Annotated in this window: 18 protein-coding genes; 7 read left to right on the forward strand and 11 right to left on the reverse strand. The window is 57.9% G+C overall.

Features of this window, described 5'->3' with window-relative positions; genetic code table 11:
• Positions 1-76 precede the first annotated feature (76 nt).
• Positions 77-967 (forward strand): oxidoreductase, encoded by an 891-nt coding sequence (locus ACOTYB_RS05355; protein WP_421765766.1) that lies wholly within the window; start codon positions 77-79, stop codon positions 965-967.
• Between the two features lie 52 nt (positions 968-1,019).
• Here ACOTYB_RS05355 and ACOTYB_RS05360 read toward each other — a convergent pair whose 3' ends face one another.
• The 3 genes from ACOTYB_RS05360 to ACOTYB_RS05370 all read right to left on the reverse strand — a co-directional run bounded on the left by ACOTYB_RS05360 (position 1,020) and on the right by ACOTYB_RS05370 (position 2,505).
• A complete protein-coding gene (locus tag ACOTYB_RS05360; RefSeq protein WP_045342299.1) occupies positions 1,020-1,454 on the reverse strand; it encodes a hypothetical protein in 435 nt (144 codons plus the stop codon).
• Positions 1,455-1,777: 323 nt separating this feature from the next.
• A complete protein-coding gene (locus ACOTYB_RS05365; RefSeq protein WP_022650546.1) occupies positions 1,778-2,197 on the reverse strand; it encodes a helix-turn-helix domain-containing protein in 420 nt (139 codons plus the stop codon).
• Positions 2,194-2,505 carry a type II toxin-antitoxin system HigB family toxin gene (locus ACOTYB_RS05370; RefSeq protein ID WP_022650547.1) on the reverse strand — a complete coding sequence of 104 codons (312 nt, stop codon included), beginning with the start codon at positions 2,503-2,505 and terminating at the stop codon, positions 2,194-2,196. The genes ACOTYB_RS05365 and ACOTYB_RS05370 overlap by 4 nt, the downstream gene beginning before the upstream one ends.
• Before the next feature lie 455 nt (positions 2,506-2,960).
• On the opposite strand from ACOTYB_RS05370, the gene ACOTYB_RS05375 reads away from it, so the two are divergent.
• A complete protein-coding gene (locus ACOTYB_RS05375; protein ID WP_409248769.1) occupies positions 2,961-3,623 on the forward strand; it encodes a hypothetical protein in 663 nt (220 codons plus the stop codon).
• Between the two features lie 112 nt (positions 3,624-3,735).
• On the opposite strand, the gene ACOTYB_RS05380 is transcribed toward ACOTYB_RS05375, so the two are convergent.
• Positions 3,736-4,191 carry a hypothetical protein gene (locus ACOTYB_RS05380; RefSeq protein WP_220153636.1) on the reverse strand — a complete coding sequence of 152 codons (456 nt, stop codon included), beginning with the start codon at positions 4,189-4,191 and terminating at the stop codon, positions 3,736-3,738.
• Between the two features lie 282 nt (positions 4,192-4,473).
• The gene (locus ACOTYB_RS05385) at positions 4,474-5,355 is read right to left on the reverse strand and encodes a LysR family transcriptional regulator (RefSeq protein ID WP_022650550.1); all 882 of its coding nucleotides are present in this window, start codon (positions 5,353-5,355) and stop codon (positions 4,474-4,476) included.
• Between the two features lie 105 nt (positions 5,356-5,460).
• Between ACOTYB_RS05385 and budA the strand changes: the two genes are divergently transcribed.
• The 4 genes from budA (at position 5,461) to ACOTYB_RS05405 (ending at position 9,335) form a co-directional block, all read left to right on the forward strand.
• Positions 5,461-6,240: an acetolactate decarboxylase gene (gene budA, locus ACOTYB_RS05390; protein ID WP_026094386.1), complete on the forward strand. Its 780-nt coding sequence runs from the start codon at positions 5,461-5,463 to the stop codon at positions 6,238-6,240.
• Positions 6,212-7,933 (forward strand): acetolactate synthase AlsS, encoded by a 1,722-nt coding sequence (gene alsS / locus ACOTYB_RS05395; protein ID WP_258319356.1) that lies wholly within the window; start codon positions 6,212-6,214, stop codon positions 7,931-7,933. The genes budA and alsS overlap by 29 nt, the downstream gene beginning before the upstream one ends.
• A gap of 20 nt (positions 7,934-7,953) precedes the next feature.
• Complete coding sequence (locus ACOTYB_RS05400) at positions 7,954-8,724, forward strand: (S)-acetoin forming diacetyl reductase (protein WP_003858846.1); 771 nt, start codon at positions 7,954-7,956, stop codon at positions 8,722-8,724.
• Positions 8,725-8,861: 137 nt separating this feature from the next.
• The gene (locus ACOTYB_RS05405) at positions 8,862-9,335 is read left to right on the forward strand and encodes a cold-shock protein (protein WP_003858845.1); all 474 of its coding nucleotides are present in this window, start codon (positions 8,862-8,864) and stop codon (positions 9,333-9,335) included.
• A 69-nt stretch (positions 9,336-9,404) separates the two neighbouring features.
• Here ACOTYB_RS05405 and ACOTYB_RS05410 read toward each other — a convergent pair whose 3' ends face one another.
• The 5 genes from ACOTYB_RS05410 to ACOTYB_RS05430 form a co-directional block, all read right to left on the reverse strand.
• Complete coding sequence (locus tag ACOTYB_RS05410) at positions 9,405-10,109, reverse strand: ABC transporter ATP-binding protein (protein WP_116290478.1); 705 nt, start codon at positions 10,107-10,109, stop codon at positions 9,405-9,407.
• Positions 10,096-10,932 carry an ABC transporter ATP-binding protein gene (locus tag ACOTYB_RS05415; RefSeq protein WP_220153637.1) on the reverse strand — a complete coding sequence of 279 codons (837 nt, stop codon included), beginning with the start codon at positions 10,930-10,932 and terminating at the stop codon, positions 10,096-10,098. Before ACOTYB_RS05415 ends, ACOTYB_RS05410 begins: the two co-directional genes overlap by 14 nt.
• Complete coding sequence (locus ACOTYB_RS05420; protein WP_003858839.1) at positions 10,925-11,758, reverse strand: ABC transporter permease; 834 nt, start codon at positions 11,756-11,758, stop codon at positions 10,925-10,927. The genes ACOTYB_RS05415 and ACOTYB_RS05420 overlap by 8 nt, the downstream gene beginning before the upstream one ends.
• Entirely contained in the window at positions 11,758-12,771 is a 1,014-nt protein-coding gene (locus tag ACOTYB_RS05425; protein ID WP_058658483.1) for an ABC transporter permease, read from the reverse strand. Before ACOTYB_RS05425 ends, ACOTYB_RS05420 begins: the two co-directional genes overlap by 1 nt.
• Before the next feature lie 71 nt (positions 12,772-12,842).
• Positions 12,843-14,411, reverse strand: a complete 1,569-nt coding sequence (locus ACOTYB_RS05430; RefSeq protein ID WP_220316767.1) for an ABC transporter substrate-binding protein — start codon at positions 14,409-14,411, stop codon at positions 12,843-12,845.
• A 200-nt stretch (positions 14,412-14,611) separates the two neighbouring features.
• Here ACOTYB_RS05430 and ACOTYB_RS05435 point away from each other — a divergent pair, with 200 nt between their 5' ends.
• Positions 14,612-15,310, forward strand: coding sequence for a GNAT family N-acetyltransferase (locus tag ACOTYB_RS05435; RefSeq protein ID WP_421765767.1), 699 nt, complete (start codon positions 14,612-14,614; stop codon positions 15,308-15,310).
• A gap of 69 nt (positions 15,311-15,379) precedes the next feature.
• Here the strand turns inward: ACOTYB_RS05435 and betA are convergent, their stop codons facing one another.
• On the reverse strand, positions 15,380-17,044 hold the full coding sequence (gene betA / locus ACOTYB_RS05440) for a choline dehydrogenase (RefSeq protein WP_003858831.1): 1,665 nt from the start codon (positions 17,042-17,044) through the stop codon (positions 15,380-15,382).
• Positions 17,045-17,056 lie beyond the last annotated feature (12 nt).

Raw genomic sequence — 17,056 nt, forward strand, 5'->3', positions numbered from 1 at the left:
GTATAGACAATGGGCGTGGCGCGCTCTTTTCAGGGTGGTATAACTGATTGCAGGCTTAGCAAAAGGGGAGTGCCCCATGTCTGACTATCCAACCATTGCGCTGACAGGACCCAGTGCGATTGGGACCACCATCGCCGCGGTGCTGCATGAAGCGGGCCGCACGCCGCTGCTGTGTGGTCGCACCGCGCATCCGGAACTGCGCCTGCGTCATGATGAGGGTGAAATTGTGGTGCCCGGTCCGGTACTCACCGATCCCAGCGTCATTACGCGCCCCGTTGACCTCGTTTTTTTGGCGGTCAAAACGACGCAAAATGCCGACAGCGCCGGGTGGCTGCGAACCCTGTGCGATGAAAACACCGTGGTCTGCGCGCTGCAAAACGGCGTGGAGCAGAAAGCCCAGCTTGCGCCTTTGGTTAATGGCGCAACGGTACTGCCCTCGGTGGTCTGGTTCCCTGCCCAGCGCGAGCCGGATGCCTCCGTCTGGCTGCGCGCCAAACCGCGCCTGACGCTGCCGGCCGTGCCGCAGGCGCAGCGGGTGGTCGAGGCGCTTCGCGGGACGCGCTGTGACGTTGAGTTCTCGACAGATTTCACTACCGTTGCCTGGCGCAAGCTGCTGCAAAACGCGGTCGCCGGGCTGATGGTGCTGGCCAATCGCCGCGCCGGGATGTTCAGGCGCGAGGATATCAGCGAGCTGGCGCTGGCCTACCTGCGCGAGGGGCTTACCGTCTCCCGCGCCGAAGGGGCGAAGCTGGACGATGCGGTGGCGGAGGAGATCCTGGCGAACTTCCAACGCGCGCCCGTGGATTTAGGTACGTCGATTCTCGCTGACCGCCAGGCGGATCGCCCGATGGAGTGGGACATCCGCAACGGCGTGATCCAGCGCTATGGCCGCAGGCACGGGATTGCGGTGCCCATCAGCGACGTGGTGGTGCCGCTGCTGGCGGCGGAAAGTGAGGGGCCGGGGTGAGCCAGGGTCTGGCGAGAAGGAAGACCCGGCCGTTGTGCGCCGGGTAACTCTCTTACTTACCCTGACGGGTTTTCTCAGCGTTTAGCTCTTCCATTGTTGCTTCCAGGATCCAGAGGCACTGAGCACCCTCAACCGTATCCAGCAGCGCCCGGCGGGTGCGCTGATAGAACGCGTCGACTTCGGCGGGGGATTTCTCTAGAGGCGGCGTGCAGACGATATCGCTGCCAACCATGTGCGGCCACTTTCCCGCGTCAATGGTCTGGAGCGCTTTCAGTGTGGCGCTGGTGTTTGTTGTGAGCGCTGCGGCCAAAGCATCCTCCAGCAGTTGCGCCTGCCTGGCGTCAGCCGTGGCAGCCAGCGTTGGGGCTTGCTCAATCCAGTGTGTGTCACCTGAGGCGATTCCATGAAGTGCTGATGGCCAGTCAGTGCTGGCTGCAATGGCTGGGACAGTGAGCGCACAAAGCAGCAGGACGATTGGGTATTTCATCGCATTATTCCCCGCTCGCCGACATCGTTTTTGCACCATACATAAACGGTTATAGACATTTGCTTAAACTCCTTTTAAGAAAATCCTGATAAATTCTTCTATTACAGTCGGTTAATGAACAGACGGGACGTTAACGTTTATAAAAAAGGCCGTCAATGTTGGCGCAACAGGGATATGAAATAGATACTTTTTTGTTGATGCGGATTATGAAAGCCGAAGTATTTCACCGTGGTTTGCAAATATGGGCGATTGGTTTGTTAAGATTTTTAATCGCTAATCAATCAAATAGAACGCAGATTGGGTACATAGAGCCTGCTTTCGCATCAATTCCCCACAAATGCGCTCACCGGCAAACCAAAACGCTTCGCCAGCGCCCGCATATGATCCAGCGTTAACGTGCGCTGTCCGTTCAGGATCCGACTTACCAGAGACTTCTTACCAATCTCGTTCTCGAAGTCGCTCTGAGTGAGCTGGTACTGATCCATTAGCGTTCGCAGTAACGCAACGCCTGACGGAATACTGGCAATACGCGCGTTAAATTCTGCAAACTCCGGGGACTCGTTTTCGTACTTATCGATTTTGGCAGTAAGCATCTCTACCAGCGGGTTATCCGGGTCGTGCTCGATAAGATACTCCACCAGCGCCAGCGCATCCTCGTAGTCTTGCCGCGACGGGCTTGAACCCAGGAAAGGGAGTTCGTTTGTCAGAGCGTTTGCCGCTTTGATGGCTGCTGCATAATTCATTCTTTCGTTCTCCGATAGTAGTCCGTGAGCTTGTCATACTCTGCGTGCGTGCTGATGTGTTTGATGAAGAACTTTCCCCGCTCAAAATCAGCAAAAAACATTACTCTTAGATGCCCGCCACCCACATCAATGACCCACCATTTTTCCCGGTATTTCATCCGGTCCAGGCTGGGAAAGCGCTTTCGCATCTCGTCTGGTGAGGGGTAGTGTTCCTTTTTTAGTACCCGGTAAAGATCGTCCAGGGCTTGTGCTTGATTGGGATAATGTCTGGCCGCTGTGTCGAAAGGCGCTCTTGAGACTATGTGCATCCTTGCCCCTTGTTGCCAAGATGGAAACATTATAGATAGTGGTTGGTGAGTTGACAATGCGGAAACTTCGATGAAAATGCAGTTTCTACATGATCGTGACAATTGAGCTTTGCATTGAGTGCGAGCACTTTAAGTTAGAGTGGTATGCCATTAAAGTGCCAGAAGTATCTTGGCCTGAAGTATTTGTGTGATTTGCGTAGCGTATTCAGGATTTGTTTGCTGAAAAAAAGTGTAGTGGATTATTCTTTTGCTAACGATAGATACCATGATAGTTACGTCGCTTATGCCAAAAGCGTCCTTTAAACATCGTGGATTGGTAGTAGAATTAACTGATGAGCTCAATTTCTTTTATTATCATTATTACAACAGACTTAAAAAGTTAAGTTCAATTATAGATTGATTTTGATGTATAATTATGTCCATTTTACCGTAAACAGACTAAGGAATGAACCATAATGTCTTTTTTGAACGTGATTAGCGATTTTTTAAATAGCCTTCCTCAATGGTTATCATCGTTTATTATCGCTTTAATGGGCGCGGTTGTTGGAGGCTGGTTTACTCTTAGAGGTGTTGATCGCGAGGCAAAGATTACTCGCGCAGAGGCTGAAAAGAACTCCCTTGAGTTGCAGTTGTCTGTATTAAAAGGAATAAAAGGAGAGATTTTTACTTTGATTACTTTGTATAATAAAAGAATGCAAAATCATATTGATAACATTGGGCCGGGAAAAATACTGCCTATTAACTTCCCTGTTGGTGATGATAATTTTACGTTTTACGAGCAAAACGCAAAGATCATTGCAAAACTGAATGATGAAGCAAGAGATTCAATAATTAACATTTACACATATGCTCGCTCATTAATACAGTCCTTCAAAGGAAATAATCAGCTTGTCGTAGATTACGAAAAAATTCTATTTGATATGGCTGATAATAATAAAGATAAAGATAAAGATATGTATGAAAGATTGCATGCTGCAAAAATTGAAGTGATGGTGGATTATGCACAAGGAATAAAAAATATTGATGCAGAGCTTAGATGTGCTATCGATGAGGGATTTAATGTTATTAATCAAGAAATAGCGGCGCTACAAGTAAAATTAACAAGCTTAGAGTTATAAGAGAGAGTTCTGCTTCTCATTATCAACAAATCATTCACAATGAAATATTGCATTTCTAAAGGCCGAAATCCCGCTTATCACCCAGCAGTATTCCGGCCTCCCATCACCCGCCTCAGTGCGCCGTTATATAAGGCTCCTTCACAAAATACGCCAGCAGCCAGACCATATCATGCAGCAGCCCGGTGAGTTCTTTCGCTACGCTCGCAGGCAATGTCCCGCCCATTACCGCCAGCGTTAACGCCACGGCATAGTCCACCTGCAACGCCGTATCCTGCCAGCAGTCCGGTACGCAGGAGGCGATCTTTTCCCCTGCGATCAGCTGTTCAACCAGATGCGAAGGCAGTTCGGCATCGCAGCATTCCCGCAGCCGCTTCAGCGCTGCCAGCAGTTGCTTACAGAGCGTGGCAAATGTCACCGCATCGTCCGTTTCCACCAGTACGCTCACGTACGCCGCACAGGTGTCGGTTAGTTCAAAGAGATCCGCAGAATCGGGAAGTTGCAGGTGAAGAAGGTGATTAACAGCGCTTTCTTCAGCGTGTACGTATGAAAATCCAGGGGTAGTCGCCATTTAGCATCCTCGTTGTCCAAAAAATGTCATGTTATGCTAACGGGTTCCTACGCCCGGCTGCGGATGTGCCGCAACGCAGGCACTTTAAAACCGCGAAGAAAGGATGAAAAGGGATACCCCTGAATTACATAAGGTTGCTTGCAGGTTTGCGAGGCGGCTTCCAGAACGGCATTGCCGGGTGGCGGCTACGCCTGACCCGGCCTACAAAATCCAAAGCCCCAACAGCGACACGAACCGTAGGCCCGCGCAAGCGCAGCGCCGCCGGGCACCGCCGCGCTGCCGTCACCCCTCGCTCATCATCGCCAGAAACCGCTTCACCGTCCGCGAACGCTCAAATCGCCGCCAGCAGAGTGCGATATCGGTATAAAGCTCTGGTGAGCGCAGCGCATGGTAGGTGACATTCGGCGGAGAAATAGCGGCCATGGATTTCGGCACCAGCGCGAACCCGCCGCCCGCGGAGACCATGCTCAGGGAAGAGGAAAGTTGTGAAGATTGCAGCGTGTGTTGCATATCGATCCCGGCCCGCTCGCAGCTGCCGTAAACGCGGTCATACAGCCCCGGCGCGACCTCCTGGGGAAACAGCACCACCGGCGTATCCCGCAGCTCCTCCAGCGCCAGATCGCCACACGCCGCCAGGGGATGATCGCGATGCAGCGCCACCACCATCGGCTCCCGATCGAGGATTTTTAATTCGAACACCTTACTGCTTTCGCACGGCAGGCGCACAAAGGCGATATCCAGCTCACCCTCCGCCAGCATCGTCGTCAGCGACGACATATTGGCTTCCACCTGGTGAACCTGCACCGCCATGTTCTGCACCTGAAACTGACGTATCAGGGCGAAGATTTTGGGATGAAAAGCATCTGAACTGGTGATGCCAATCGACAGGCTGCCGTTCAGCCCGCGCGCGATGCCCCGGGCTTTCTCCAGCGCGGCGTCGCTCAGCGCCAGGATCTTACAGGCGTCCTCATAGAAGGCTTCTCCCGCCTCGGTCAGCTCCACGCCCCGCGTCAGGCGCCTGAACAGCGGCGTGCCCACTTCCTCTTCGAGCCGTTTGATCTGCTGACTCAGAGGAGGCTGTGAAATACCCAGCGCTTTGGCCGCCCTGGTGAAGTGTCGCTCGCGTGCTACCGCGACAAAATAGCGCAGATAACGAAGTTCCATATCAAAAACGTCTCAAACCAGCATGGATTCCATATTGGAACTCTCTGCTGAATCGGGTCAACATTTATTTAACCTTTATAAATAAAGTTGAAGAGGACGGGCATGATGATGCATTCATCTGCATGCGACTGTGAGGCGAGCTTATGCGAGACCCTGCGCGGATTCTCGGCTCAGCATCCTGACAGCGTGATCTATCAGACATCGCTAATGAGCGCCCTGCTAAGCGGCGTCTACGAAGGGGAGACCACCATCGCCGACCTGCTGGCGCACGGCGATTTTGGTCTCGGTACCTTTAACGAGCTGGACGGTGAAATGATTGCCTTCAGCAGCCAGGTGTACCAGCTGCGCGCCGACGGCAGCGCCCGCGCCGCGAAGCCGGAGCAAAAAACGCCGTTCGCGGTGATGACCTGGTTCCAGCCGCAGTACCGCAAAGCCTTCGACGGGCCGGTCAGCCGTCAGCAGATCCACGACGTGATCGACAAGCAAATCCCCTCCGATAACCTGTTCTGCGCGCTGCGCATCGACGGCAATTTCCGCCACGCGCACACCCGCACCGTACCGCGCCAGACACCGCCGTACCGGGCGATGACCGACGTGCTGGATGACCAGCCGGTGTTCCGCTTTAACCAGCGCGAGGGCGTGCTGGTCGGGTTCCGCACCCCGCAGCATATGCAGGGCATTAACGTGGCGGGCTATCACGAACACTTTATCACCGACGACCGTCAGGGCGGGGGCCACCTGCTCGACTATCAGCTGGAGAACGGCGTGCTCACCTTCGGCGAAATCCACAAGCTGATGATTGACCTGCCCGCCGACAGCGCGTTTTTACAGGCCAATCTGCACCCCAGCAACCTTGATGCGGCTATCCGCGCCGTCGAAAACTAACAGGAGAACTACCGTGAACAGTGAGAAACAGTCACGTCAGTGGGCGCACGGTGCCGATATGGTTGTCGGCCAGCTGGAAGCGCAGGGTGTGAAGCAGGTGTTCGGCATACCGGGCGCAAAAATCGACAAGGTCTTTGACTCCCTGCTGGACTCCTCCATCGAGATTATCCCGGTGCGTCACGAGGCGAACGCGGCGTTTATGGCGGCAGCGGTAGGGCGGCTAACCGGCAAGGCCGGGGTCGCGCTGGTCACATCCGGGCCGGGCTGCTCCAACCTGATCACCGGCATCGCCACCGCCAACAGCGAAGGAGACCCGGTGGTCGCGCTGGGCGGGGCGGTGAAGCGGGCAGATAAAGCGAAGCTGGTGCACCAGAGCATGGATACCGTCGCCATGTTCAGCCCGGTGACCAAATACGCCGTGGAGGTCAATTCGCCTGACGCGATTGCCGAGGTGGTGTCGAACGCGTTTCGCGCTGCCGAGCAGGGCAGGCCGGGCGGGGCGTTTGTCAGCCTGCCGCAGGATATTGTCGACCAGCCCACCACGGGGGCGATTTTGCCCGCCAGCGGTCCCGCGCTGATGGGGCCAGCACCGGAATCCGCCATCAACGAGGTGGCGAAGCTTATCGCGAAGGCCAAAAACCCGGTCATCTTACTCGGCCTGATGGCCAGCCAGCCCGCCAACAGCGCCGCGCTGCATAAACTGCTGGAGAGAAGCCGTATTCCGGTCACCAGCACCTATCAGGCCGCCGGGGCGGTGAATCAGGAACACTTCACCCGCTTCGCCGGACGCGTCGGTCTGTTTAACAACCAGGCGGGCGATCGGCTCCTGCATCTGGCGGATCTGATCATCTGTATCGGTTACAGCCCGGTGGAATACGAGCCGTCCATGTGGAACAGCGGCGACGCCACCCTGGTGCACATTGACGTGCTGCCCGCCTATGAGGAGCGCAAGTATGTTCCCGATCTGGAACTGGTTGGGGATATTGCCGCCACGCTGAATCTGCTTGCCAGCCGAATCGAGCACAAGCTTGAACTCAGCCAGCGCGCCTCGGAAATTCTTGTCGATCGCCAGCATCAGCGGGACCTCCTCGACCGTCGCGGCGCATCGCTAAACCAGTTTGCCCTGCATCCGCTGCGCATCGTGCGCGCCATGCAGGACATCGTGAACAACGACGTGACGCTTACCGTCGATATGGGCAGCTTCCACATCTGGATCGCCCGCTACCTCTACAGCTTCCGCGCGCGTCAGGTAATGATCTCCAACGGTCAGCAGACCATGGGCGTGGCGCTGCCGTGGGCGATTGGCGCGTGGCTGGTCAACCCGGGGCGCAAGGTGGTGTCGGTCTCCGGGGACGGCGGCTTTTTGCAGTCGAGCATGGAGCTAGAAACCGCCGTACGCCTCAACGCCAATATTCTGCACATCATCTGGGTGGATAACGCCTACAACATGGTGGCCATCCAGGAGGAGAAAAAATATCAGCGTCTCTCCGGCGTGGAGTTCGGCCCGGTCGATTTCAAAGCCTATGCCGACGCGTTCGGTGCGAAAGGCTTTGCCGTCGAGAGCGCCGACGCGCTCGAACCGACGCTGCGTGCGGCAATGGATGTCGATGGCCCGGCCGTGGTGGCCATTCCCGTCGACTACAGCGATAACCCGCTGCTGATGGGCCAGCTCCATCTCAGCCAGATTTTGTGAATCAATATAAGGACAGAGAAATGCAAAAAGTGGCTCTCGTAACCGGCTCAGGCCAGGGGATTGGCAAAGCGATCGCGCTTCGCCTGGTGAAGGATGGTTTTGCCGTTGCTATTGCGGATTATAACGAGGAGACGGCGAAAGCGGTCGCGGATGAGATCACCCGCAACGGCGGGAAGGCCGTCGCCGTGAAGGTGGACGTCTCTGACCGCGAGCAGGTGTTCGCGGCGGTGGAAAAAGCCCGCACCGCGCTGGGCGGTTTTAACGTCATCGTCAATAACGCCGGGGTGGCGCCGTCCACGCCCATCGAATCCATCACGCCGGAGATTGTCGACAAGGTCTACAACATCAACGTGAAAGGGGTGATCTGGGGCATTCAGGCCGCAATTGACGCCTTCCGCAAAGAGGGGCACGGCGGCAAAATCATCAACGCCTGCTCCCAGGCGGGCCATACCGGCAACCCGGAACTGGCGGTCTACAGCTCCAGCAAGTTCGCGGTGCGTGGCTTAACCCAGACCGCCGCGCGGGATCTCGCGCCGCTGGGGATCACCGTTAACGCCTATTGCCCGGGCATCGTCAAAACGCCGATGTGGGCGGAAATCGACCGTCAGGTCTCCGAGGCGGCGGGTAAACCGCTTGGCTACGGGACGGAAACCTTTGCCAAACGCATCACGCTTGGCCGTTTGTCCGAGCCGGAAGACGTGGCCGCCTGCGTCTCTTACCTCGCCGGGCCGGATTCCGACTACATGACTGGTCAGTCGCTGCTGATTGATGGTGGGATGGTGTTCAACTAAATACACAATACTAAAAAGCTCTGACATGAACTTTCCCCTGCTCCCGTGCAGGGGCTTTTTTTTGTCTCGTCAGCCATTGTGCATTACACTGCGCGCTGCAAAACTTTAGTCTTGAGATCTGACAGGCGGTAACAGCGATGAACGGTACAATCACAACGTGGTTTAAAGATAAAGGCTTTGGATTTATCAAAGATGAAAACGGCGACAACCGCTACTTTCATGTGATTAAGGTCGCCAACCCTGATCTGATTAAGAAAGATGCGGCGGTGACCTTCGAGCCAACCACCAACAGCAAAGGCCTTTCCGCGTATGCGGTGAAGGTGATCCCCGAAAGTAAGCACCTCTATATTGCAGGCGAGCGCGTGAAGCTCACCTCAATTAAATCCTTCGTGGTGTTCAGCGAAGAAGAGCCCGTTGATACTAAAATCGACAAAGAGAACGCGGTGCTGTCGGTGGGGCTGCTGATGAACAGCATCAAACCAAAATCCGAGAAAAAGCCGGGCGAAATGCGCACGGTGAAGAAGCTGGCGATCACTACCTTCCAGAACACGACGCTGATCTTCACTGAAGATGAGATCGACATCGACGCCACGGTGAAGCTGCTGAAGTAACGTTTTGCCGGGTGGCGGTTACGCCTTACCCGGCCTACGAAATGCGTGCGGCACTCGCCGCCGCACGGTTTACCCCATCCTGTGCTCGCCCCGCAACATTGCTTCACGTTCAAATACCCGCTGGATCTCCCCGTGCGCCATAAATGCCGCCCGGTCGGACATATGCGCAATCACGTCCGCATCGTGGCTCACCAGCAGGTAGGTCATGCCGTGCTGCGCCTTCAGGCGGTTGAGCAGGTTCAGGATCTCCGCCTGTACCGACATATCCAGCGCCGAGGTCGGTTCATCCAGCAGCAGAAGCTGCGGGCGCAGCAGCAGCGCGCGGGCAATGGCCACGCGCTGACGCTGTCCGCCGGAAAGCTGATGCGGGTAACGCCTGCCCGCATCGGCAGCCAGACCTACCTGTTGCAGCGCATCCGCCACTTTTTCGGCAACCTGGCTTTCGCCGTGGATGTTTAACGGCTCCGACAGGGTGCGGGCAATGGTGTGGTTCGGGTGCAAAGACGCCCACGGATCCTGGAACACCATCTGCACGTTGCGGCGAAGCGCGCCTTCAAAACGTCGTCCTGGCCGTAAATTTTCCCCGAGGACGGAAATGTGGCCATTCCACTCGCGCAGCAGCCCCGCCAGCACGCGCAGAAGAGTCGATTTGCCGCAGCCGGATTCACCGATCAGGCTGAAGGTTTCACCTTTTTCGATGGCAAAACTGGCGGCGGAAACCGCCGTTTTTTCACCAAAACTCACCCGGAGCTGGTTAACCTCAACGAGTGCCATTGTCGTCCTCCTTCCACGGTTGCGAACGGTCGAGCGTCGGCAGCATCTTGCCAAACGTCCCGGCGTTCGGGCGGCAGGTCCAGAGCGTGCGCGTGTAGGGATGGGTTGCCTGCGGCAACTGGCTCGCCGCCATTTCATCAACGTTCTCACCCTGATACATCACCAGCACGCGGTCGCAGTGTTCCGCGACGAGCGGCAAGTCGTGGCTGATTAACAGCATCGCCATCTGCCGCGCCTCGCACTGCTGTACCAGCAGCTTCAGGATCTGGTTGCGCAGGCGTGCGTCCAGCGCGGAAGTCGGTTCGTCGGCGATCAGCACCTGCGGGTTGTTGACGAGCGCAATGGCGATCATCACGCGCTGGCCCATGCCGCCGGAAAGTTCGCCGGGATAGCGCTGGAGCACGTGCTCGTTCAGCCCCACGGCGCGGATGATATCGTGAATGCGCGCCAGTCGTTCGGCGCGGGGCAGGCGCTGATGGAGGGTCAGCGCCTCATCAAGCTGGGCGGCGACGGTTTTCACCGGGTTTAGCGCGTAGCGCGGGTCCTGTAGAACCATCGCAATGCCGTTGCCGCGCAGCGCCTGCCAGCGGCGGCTGTTCAGGGTCAGCAGGTCGTTGCCAAGCACGTTAAGCCGCTTAGCGCTCACGATGCCGGGCTTGCGCACCAGCCCCATCAGGGCGCGGGCAGACATGGACTTGCCGGAGCCGGATTCTCCCACCAGCGCCAGCCGCTCTTTGCCCAACGTAAAGCTCAGGTTGTTGACCACGCGCGCGGCGGGGTAGTCGATATTCAGCGCATCGACGATGACGCGGTGTTCAGTCATGCTGTGGCTCCAGTACGTCGCGCAGGCCATCGCCCAGCAGGTTAAAGGCCAGGCTGGCAAACAGAATCGCCCCGCCTGGAATGGCGGCAATCCACCACTGGTCAAAAATGACCTGCATGCCGTCGGCAATCATCGCGCCCCATTCCGCCATCGGTGGACGCGCGCCCAGACCAAGGAAGCCCAGCCCGGCAGCGGCCAGAATAATCCCGGCCAGATCCAGCGCCAGTCGCACAATCGCGGAGGGCAGGCACAGGGGCAGAATATGGCCGACCAGCAGGCGCGGGCCGCGAATGCCCATCATCTCCGCGGCGGCCAGATAATCGCTGTGGCGCAGACGCTGGATTTCACTGCGCGCCTGGCGCGCATAGGCAGGCCAGGTCGTTAAGGCCAGCGCCAGCGCGCCGTTCACCAGACCGGGGCCGAGCATCGCGACAAACGCGAAGGCGAGGATCAGGCGCGGCATCGACATCACCACGTCGGTAAAGCGCATCAGGATGCGCTCCATCCAGCCGCCGTAGTAGCCTGACAAAATCCCCACCAGCAGACCGGCGGGGAGGGTAATAACGGTGACTAAGGCCACCAGCCCCAGTGCCGGACGGGTGCCGTAGATTAATCGGGAGAGCAGATCCCGCCCATAGCTGTCAGTACCCAGCCAGTGCTGCGCGTTGGGCGGTTGCAGACGCGCGGCGGCGTCCTGCCAGTTGGGATCCTGCGGCGCAAGCCACGGCGCGAACAGGGCAATAAGCACCAGCAGCGCGATGGCGATCAGCCCGCAAAACGCGGCAGGGGAGCGGCGCAGGCGGCGTAAGAAGAGATAAAACGGCATTAGCGCACCCTGGGATCGGTCGCCCGCACAAGCAGGTCGGTAAGGTTATTGATCAGAACAAAGCAGACGCCAATCAGCAGCGTGCCGCCCATCACGGCGGTGGTGTCACCGGCGAACAGGGCCGTGGTGAGGTAGCGCCCGATGCCCGGCCACGAGAAGACGGTTTCGGTTAATACCGCGCCCTCCAGCATGCTTGTGTAGGCCAGCGCAATCACCGTCAGCAGGGTGCTGCGAATGTTCGGCAGCACGTGACGCAGCAGGATGGTCATCTCTCCGGCGCCCTTGGCGCGGGCGAGCAATATGTACTCTTTGTTCATCTCGCTCAGACAGGCGGAGCGCGTCAGGCGGGTGATACTTGCCAGCGAGTAGTAGGCCAGCAGCAGCACCGGTAGCACCAGGTGGCTGATGGCGTTGCGGAACGCCTCGCGGTCGCCGGAAAGCCAGGTATCTACCAGCGCAAATCCGGTTCGTGGCTCGACGGTGAATTGCCAGATGTCGTCCAGCCTGCCGGGGCCAGCGCTCCACTGTAGTTTCGCGTAGAACATAGCCAGCATCAGCAGGCCGAGCCAGAATATCGGCACCGAATTGCCGAGCAGGGTGAGCGTTCTGATCGCTAAGTCCAGTGGCGAACCGGCGTAGCGGGCGCACAGCACACCCGCAATCACGCCGAGTACTGTGCCGATAATTAGCGCCAGCGTTGCCAGTTCCAGCGTGGCGGGAAAGGCGTGCAGCAGGTCCTGCAATACCGGCTGACCGGTAGCGCTGGCGGTGCCTAAATCCCCGTGAGCGAGGTTTTGCAGGTAGTGCCAGAACTGCACCGGCAGGGGCCGATCCAGCCCAAGCTGGTGGCGTACCTGATCGTAAGTGGATTGGCTGGCGTGATCGCCGACGATCTGCAATACGCGATCGACCGGGGAAAAGGCAGAGAGCGCAAACGTGACCAGCAGTAGCCCGAACAGCGTGAGCAGGAGAGTCAGCAGACCCTGAAGCATGCGGGTGGAAAGATGTGGCATGGGAAATTCGTTATCCTGAAAATATGCACGAACGACCCCCTCTCCCACGGGAGAGGGAGAGGGGGGAAAAGCTACTTCATAACGCGATCGTACCAGACCATATCCGCGTTCAGCCCCTGCTGATACCCCTTGACGTTATCGCGCACCACGATCTGAGTTTTGCCCTGGTCAACGAACACGTACGGCGAGGTATGCTGTAACTGTTCCTGCATCTTCTTATACAGATCCAGACGTTTCGCCGGATCCGGCTCGGCAACCGCCGCCAGCGTGGCCTTGTTCAGCTCCGGGATTTTCCAGCCGTTCAGACCGGCCACGGTGCTGGACTTCCCGTCGTTCCACGCGAAGGCGCTGGCGTTGGAGTGCGCATCGAAGTAATCCGGGATCCACAGACGAATCGCCGCCTGATGCTGCTTAGCGCGCACGCGGGCGTACACCTGGCTACCCGCAGCGGGCAGCAGATCCACCTTCACGCCACCCTGAGCAAAGCTCGCCTGCATGGATTGCGCGATGGTGATGAACGGTGGTTTATTCTCCATGTCCAGCGTGAAATGCGCGTCTTTGATGCCCGCCTTGGCGAGGATCGCTTTTGCTTTTGCCGGGTCAAACGTGAACGGATTGTCCTCCAGCGCGCCCGGCAGGCCGACCGGCAGGAAGCTCTGATGAACAAAATACTGGCCTTTCAGCAGGTCTTTGGTGATGCCTTCATAATCCACCAACCAGCGCGAGGCTTCCCAGAACGCTGGATTATTCAGCAGCGGGTTAGCGCTGTTGCCGGTGTTAAACACCAGATAGTTTTGCTCGGCAGAAGGGATGCTAAGCACCTTCACGCCCGGCTTGCCGCTGAGGGCGCTTATCTGGTCTGCACCCAGATCGCGCGCCACGTCCGCATCACCCTGCTGGATCAGCAGGCGGCGGGAAGCGGGATCGGGGACGTTTTTAATGATGATGCTTTTAAGCTTCGGCGCGCCGCCGGGCGCGGATTCGTTGGCTTCCAGCACGATGGCCTGATGCGGCTGGTAAACGCGCATTTTGAACGCGCCGCTGCCCGCAGAGTGCATTTTTAACCACGCGTTGCCGAAGTCGTTATCCTTCACGTTCGCCGCAACCTGTTTTTCATCGACGATGGAGGCAATCGGCGTGGAGAGAATATTCAGCGCCACCGACGGGCTAACGTCGGCCGTCCAGTTAAGCGTGAGGGTATGGTCGTCCACTTTCTTTAGCTGGCTGGCGATGTTGCTGGCGTCCCAGCCCAGTACGTTGAGGATAAACGCCGGGGATTTGTTCAGCGTCACGGCGCGGGTATAAGAGAAGATCACGTCTTCCGGGCGCAGCGGGTTGCCGGAGGAGAATTTCGCATCGGGTTTAAGCTTGATGGTCAGGGTTTTTGCTGCCGCGTCCGCGTCCCAGCTTTCTGCCAGAACCGGCGTGATTTTTTCCGGATTATCGCGGTCCGGCTGTACCAGACGCTGGTACAGGCTCGGAACGGTCTGGATGCTGGAAAGCTCGTTGGCTTCGGCCGGGTCAAGGCTCACGATATCATCCAGACCCTGGGCGACAACCAGCGTGTTGGGCGGGGTAGCGGCGTGAGCAGCGCTTGAGAGCGCAGCCAGCACCAGTAACGGCAGCAGTTTTTTAGTCATAGCGATCCCTGAATAAAATATATTGTGATTGTTTTATGCACCGTTACGGTAGGCTGGCTGAGGATTTCCTCAAAGTCGAAATTCTGCTTTGCTTATGCCATCCGGGAATAACGCATTCGGTCTGGTTATGAGTCACCTCTCTTTTCGTTCGCTTTTTAACCTGCTATAACAAACTCCTTACCTTTCAGGGAGTCACCGCCGTGCCCGAAATCAATCAACATGGTCAAACCGTTAACGATATTGTCCCGGACTGGAAATGCGCCCGCGCGTTAACCCGTACTCTGCTCACCGGCCAGTATTGCCGCCTGGAGCCGCTGGATGCTGACCGCCATTCGGCTGATTTGTTTGAAGCCTATGCGCTGGGTGACGACAGCGACTGGACGTGGCTTGCCAGCACCCAGCCTGTGAGCGTTGAGGCCACTGCGCACTGGGTGCTGGGAAAGGTGCTGGATGACGACCTGGTGCCCTTAGCCGTTATCGATCTGCGCACCGAAAAGGCGGTAGGGCTGGTCAGCTATATGGCGATAGAACGCTTTCAGGGCTCGGTTGAGATCGGCCACGTCACCTGGTCGCGCAGGATGAAGGGCACCCGCGTGGGTACCGAAGCGGTGTGGCTGCTGCTGAAAAATGCCTTTGAGCATCAATATCGCCGGCTGGAGTGGAAGTGTGATTCGATGAACATCGCCTCACGCAACGCGGCGGAGCGGCTGGGGTTTGTCTGGGAAGGGCGCCTGCGCCAGAAGCTGGTGCGTAAAGGCCGCAACCGCGACAGCGATATGCTTTCGATTATTGACGGCGAATGGCCGGAAAAGGATGCGGCTCTGCGGGCCTGGCTGGCAGCGGAGAATTTTGACGGGGAAGGGCGGCAGGTCAGGCGGTTAGAGGAATTTCGGACGTAAAAGCCTTACCCCTCACCTCAACCCTCTCCCCAAAGGGGAGAGGGTTAGGGTGAGGGGAGAAGTTCGCACTCAGCGGCGAACCGGCGCCCCGTTCGCCACATAATAAGCCGCCGTGCTCTTCGCCAGCGGCTCGCGCCCGCGAATGGCGTCGGCAATCTTTTCGCCAATCATGATGGTGGTGGCGTTCAGGTTGCCGGTGATAATCTGCGGCATAATCGACGCATCCACTACGCGTAACCCTTCCAGCCCGTGAACGCGGCCTTCGCCGTCGACCACCGCCATTTCGTCGTAGCCCATCTTGCAGGTACCGCACGGGTGGAAGGCGGTTTCGGCGTGGTTGCGCACGAACTCGTCCAGCTGTTCGTCGGTCTGGCATTCGACGCCCGGGCTGATTTCACGACCGCGATACTTGTCCAGCGCCGGCTGATGCATGATCTCGCGGGTGATGCGGATCGCGTCGCGGAACTCCTGCCAGTCCTGCTCGTGGGACATGTAGTTGAACAGGATCGCCGGATGCTGGTGCGGATCGCGCGACTTGATGCGCACGTGGCCGCGGCTCGGGGAGCGCATGGAGCCAACGTGGCACTGAAAACCATGCTCTTTCACCGCGTTCGAGCCGTTGTAGTTAATCGCCACCGGCAGGAAGTGATACTGAATGTTCGGCCACTCGAACTCCTCGCGGCTGCGGATAAACCCGCCTGCTTCGAAGTGGTTGCTCGCGCCCACGCCCGTGCCGCCAAACAGCCACTCCGCGCCAATCTTCGGCTGGTTCCACCATTGCAGGGCAGGGTAGAGGGAGACCGGCTCCTTACATTCATACTGAAGATACATCTCCAGGTGATCCTGCAAGTTTTCACCCACTCCGGGTAAATCATGTACCAGCGGGATATCAAACTGCTTCAGCAGTTCAGCGTTGCCCACGCCGGAGCGCTGGAGGATCTGCGGAGACGCGATGGCGCCCGCGCACAGCAGTACCTCTTTCTTCGCTGTCGCTTTTGACGGAATGGTGCTTTCGCCTTCCAGCCACTCGACGCCCACCGCGCGCTTGCCGTCAAAGATAATGTGATCGGTCATGGCGTGGGTGCGGATGGTCAGATTCGGGCGCGGTTTGGCCTGATCCAGATAGCCGCGCGCGGTGCTGGCGCGTCGGCCCTGCGGCGTGACCGTGCGATCCATCGGGCCAAAGCCTTCCTGCTGATAGCCGTTGAGATCGTCGGTGCGCGGGTAGCCCGCCTGCACGCCTGCCTCCACCATCGCTTCAAACAGCGGGTTCACACCCGGCTTAGAGGTGGTGACGCTCACCGGACCGTCGCCGCCGTGGTAGTCGTTCGGCCCCACGTCGCGGGTCTCTGCCTTGCGGTAGTAGGGCAGGCAGTTGAGATAGCTCCAGTGCTCCAGACCCGGTTCTTTCGCCCAGTTGTCCAGATCCATTGCATTGCCGCGCACGTAGCACATGCCGTTGATCAGCGACGAGCCGCCCAGCCCTTTACCCCGTCCGCACTCCATGCGGCGGTTGTTCATGTAAGGCTCTGGCTCGGTTTCATACGCCCAGTTGTAGCGCTTGCCCTGCAACGGGAAGGCCAGCGCGGCAGGCATCTGGGTGCGGAAGTCAAAGCGGTAGTCCGGCCCGCCCGCCTCAAGCAGCAGGACGGTGGTGTTTGGATCTTCAGTCAGTCGTGTTGCCAGTACGTTGCCGGCAGAGCCGGCCCCGATAATGATGTAGTCAAATTGCAAATAAACCTCCCG

Origin of the sequence: Enterobacter cloacae complex sp. IR5450 (assembly GCF_049238665.1) — a bacterium.
Classification (GTDB): Bacteria; Pseudomonadota; Gammaproteobacteria; order Enterobacterales; family Enterobacteriaceae; genus Enterobacter; species Enterobacter hormaechei_C.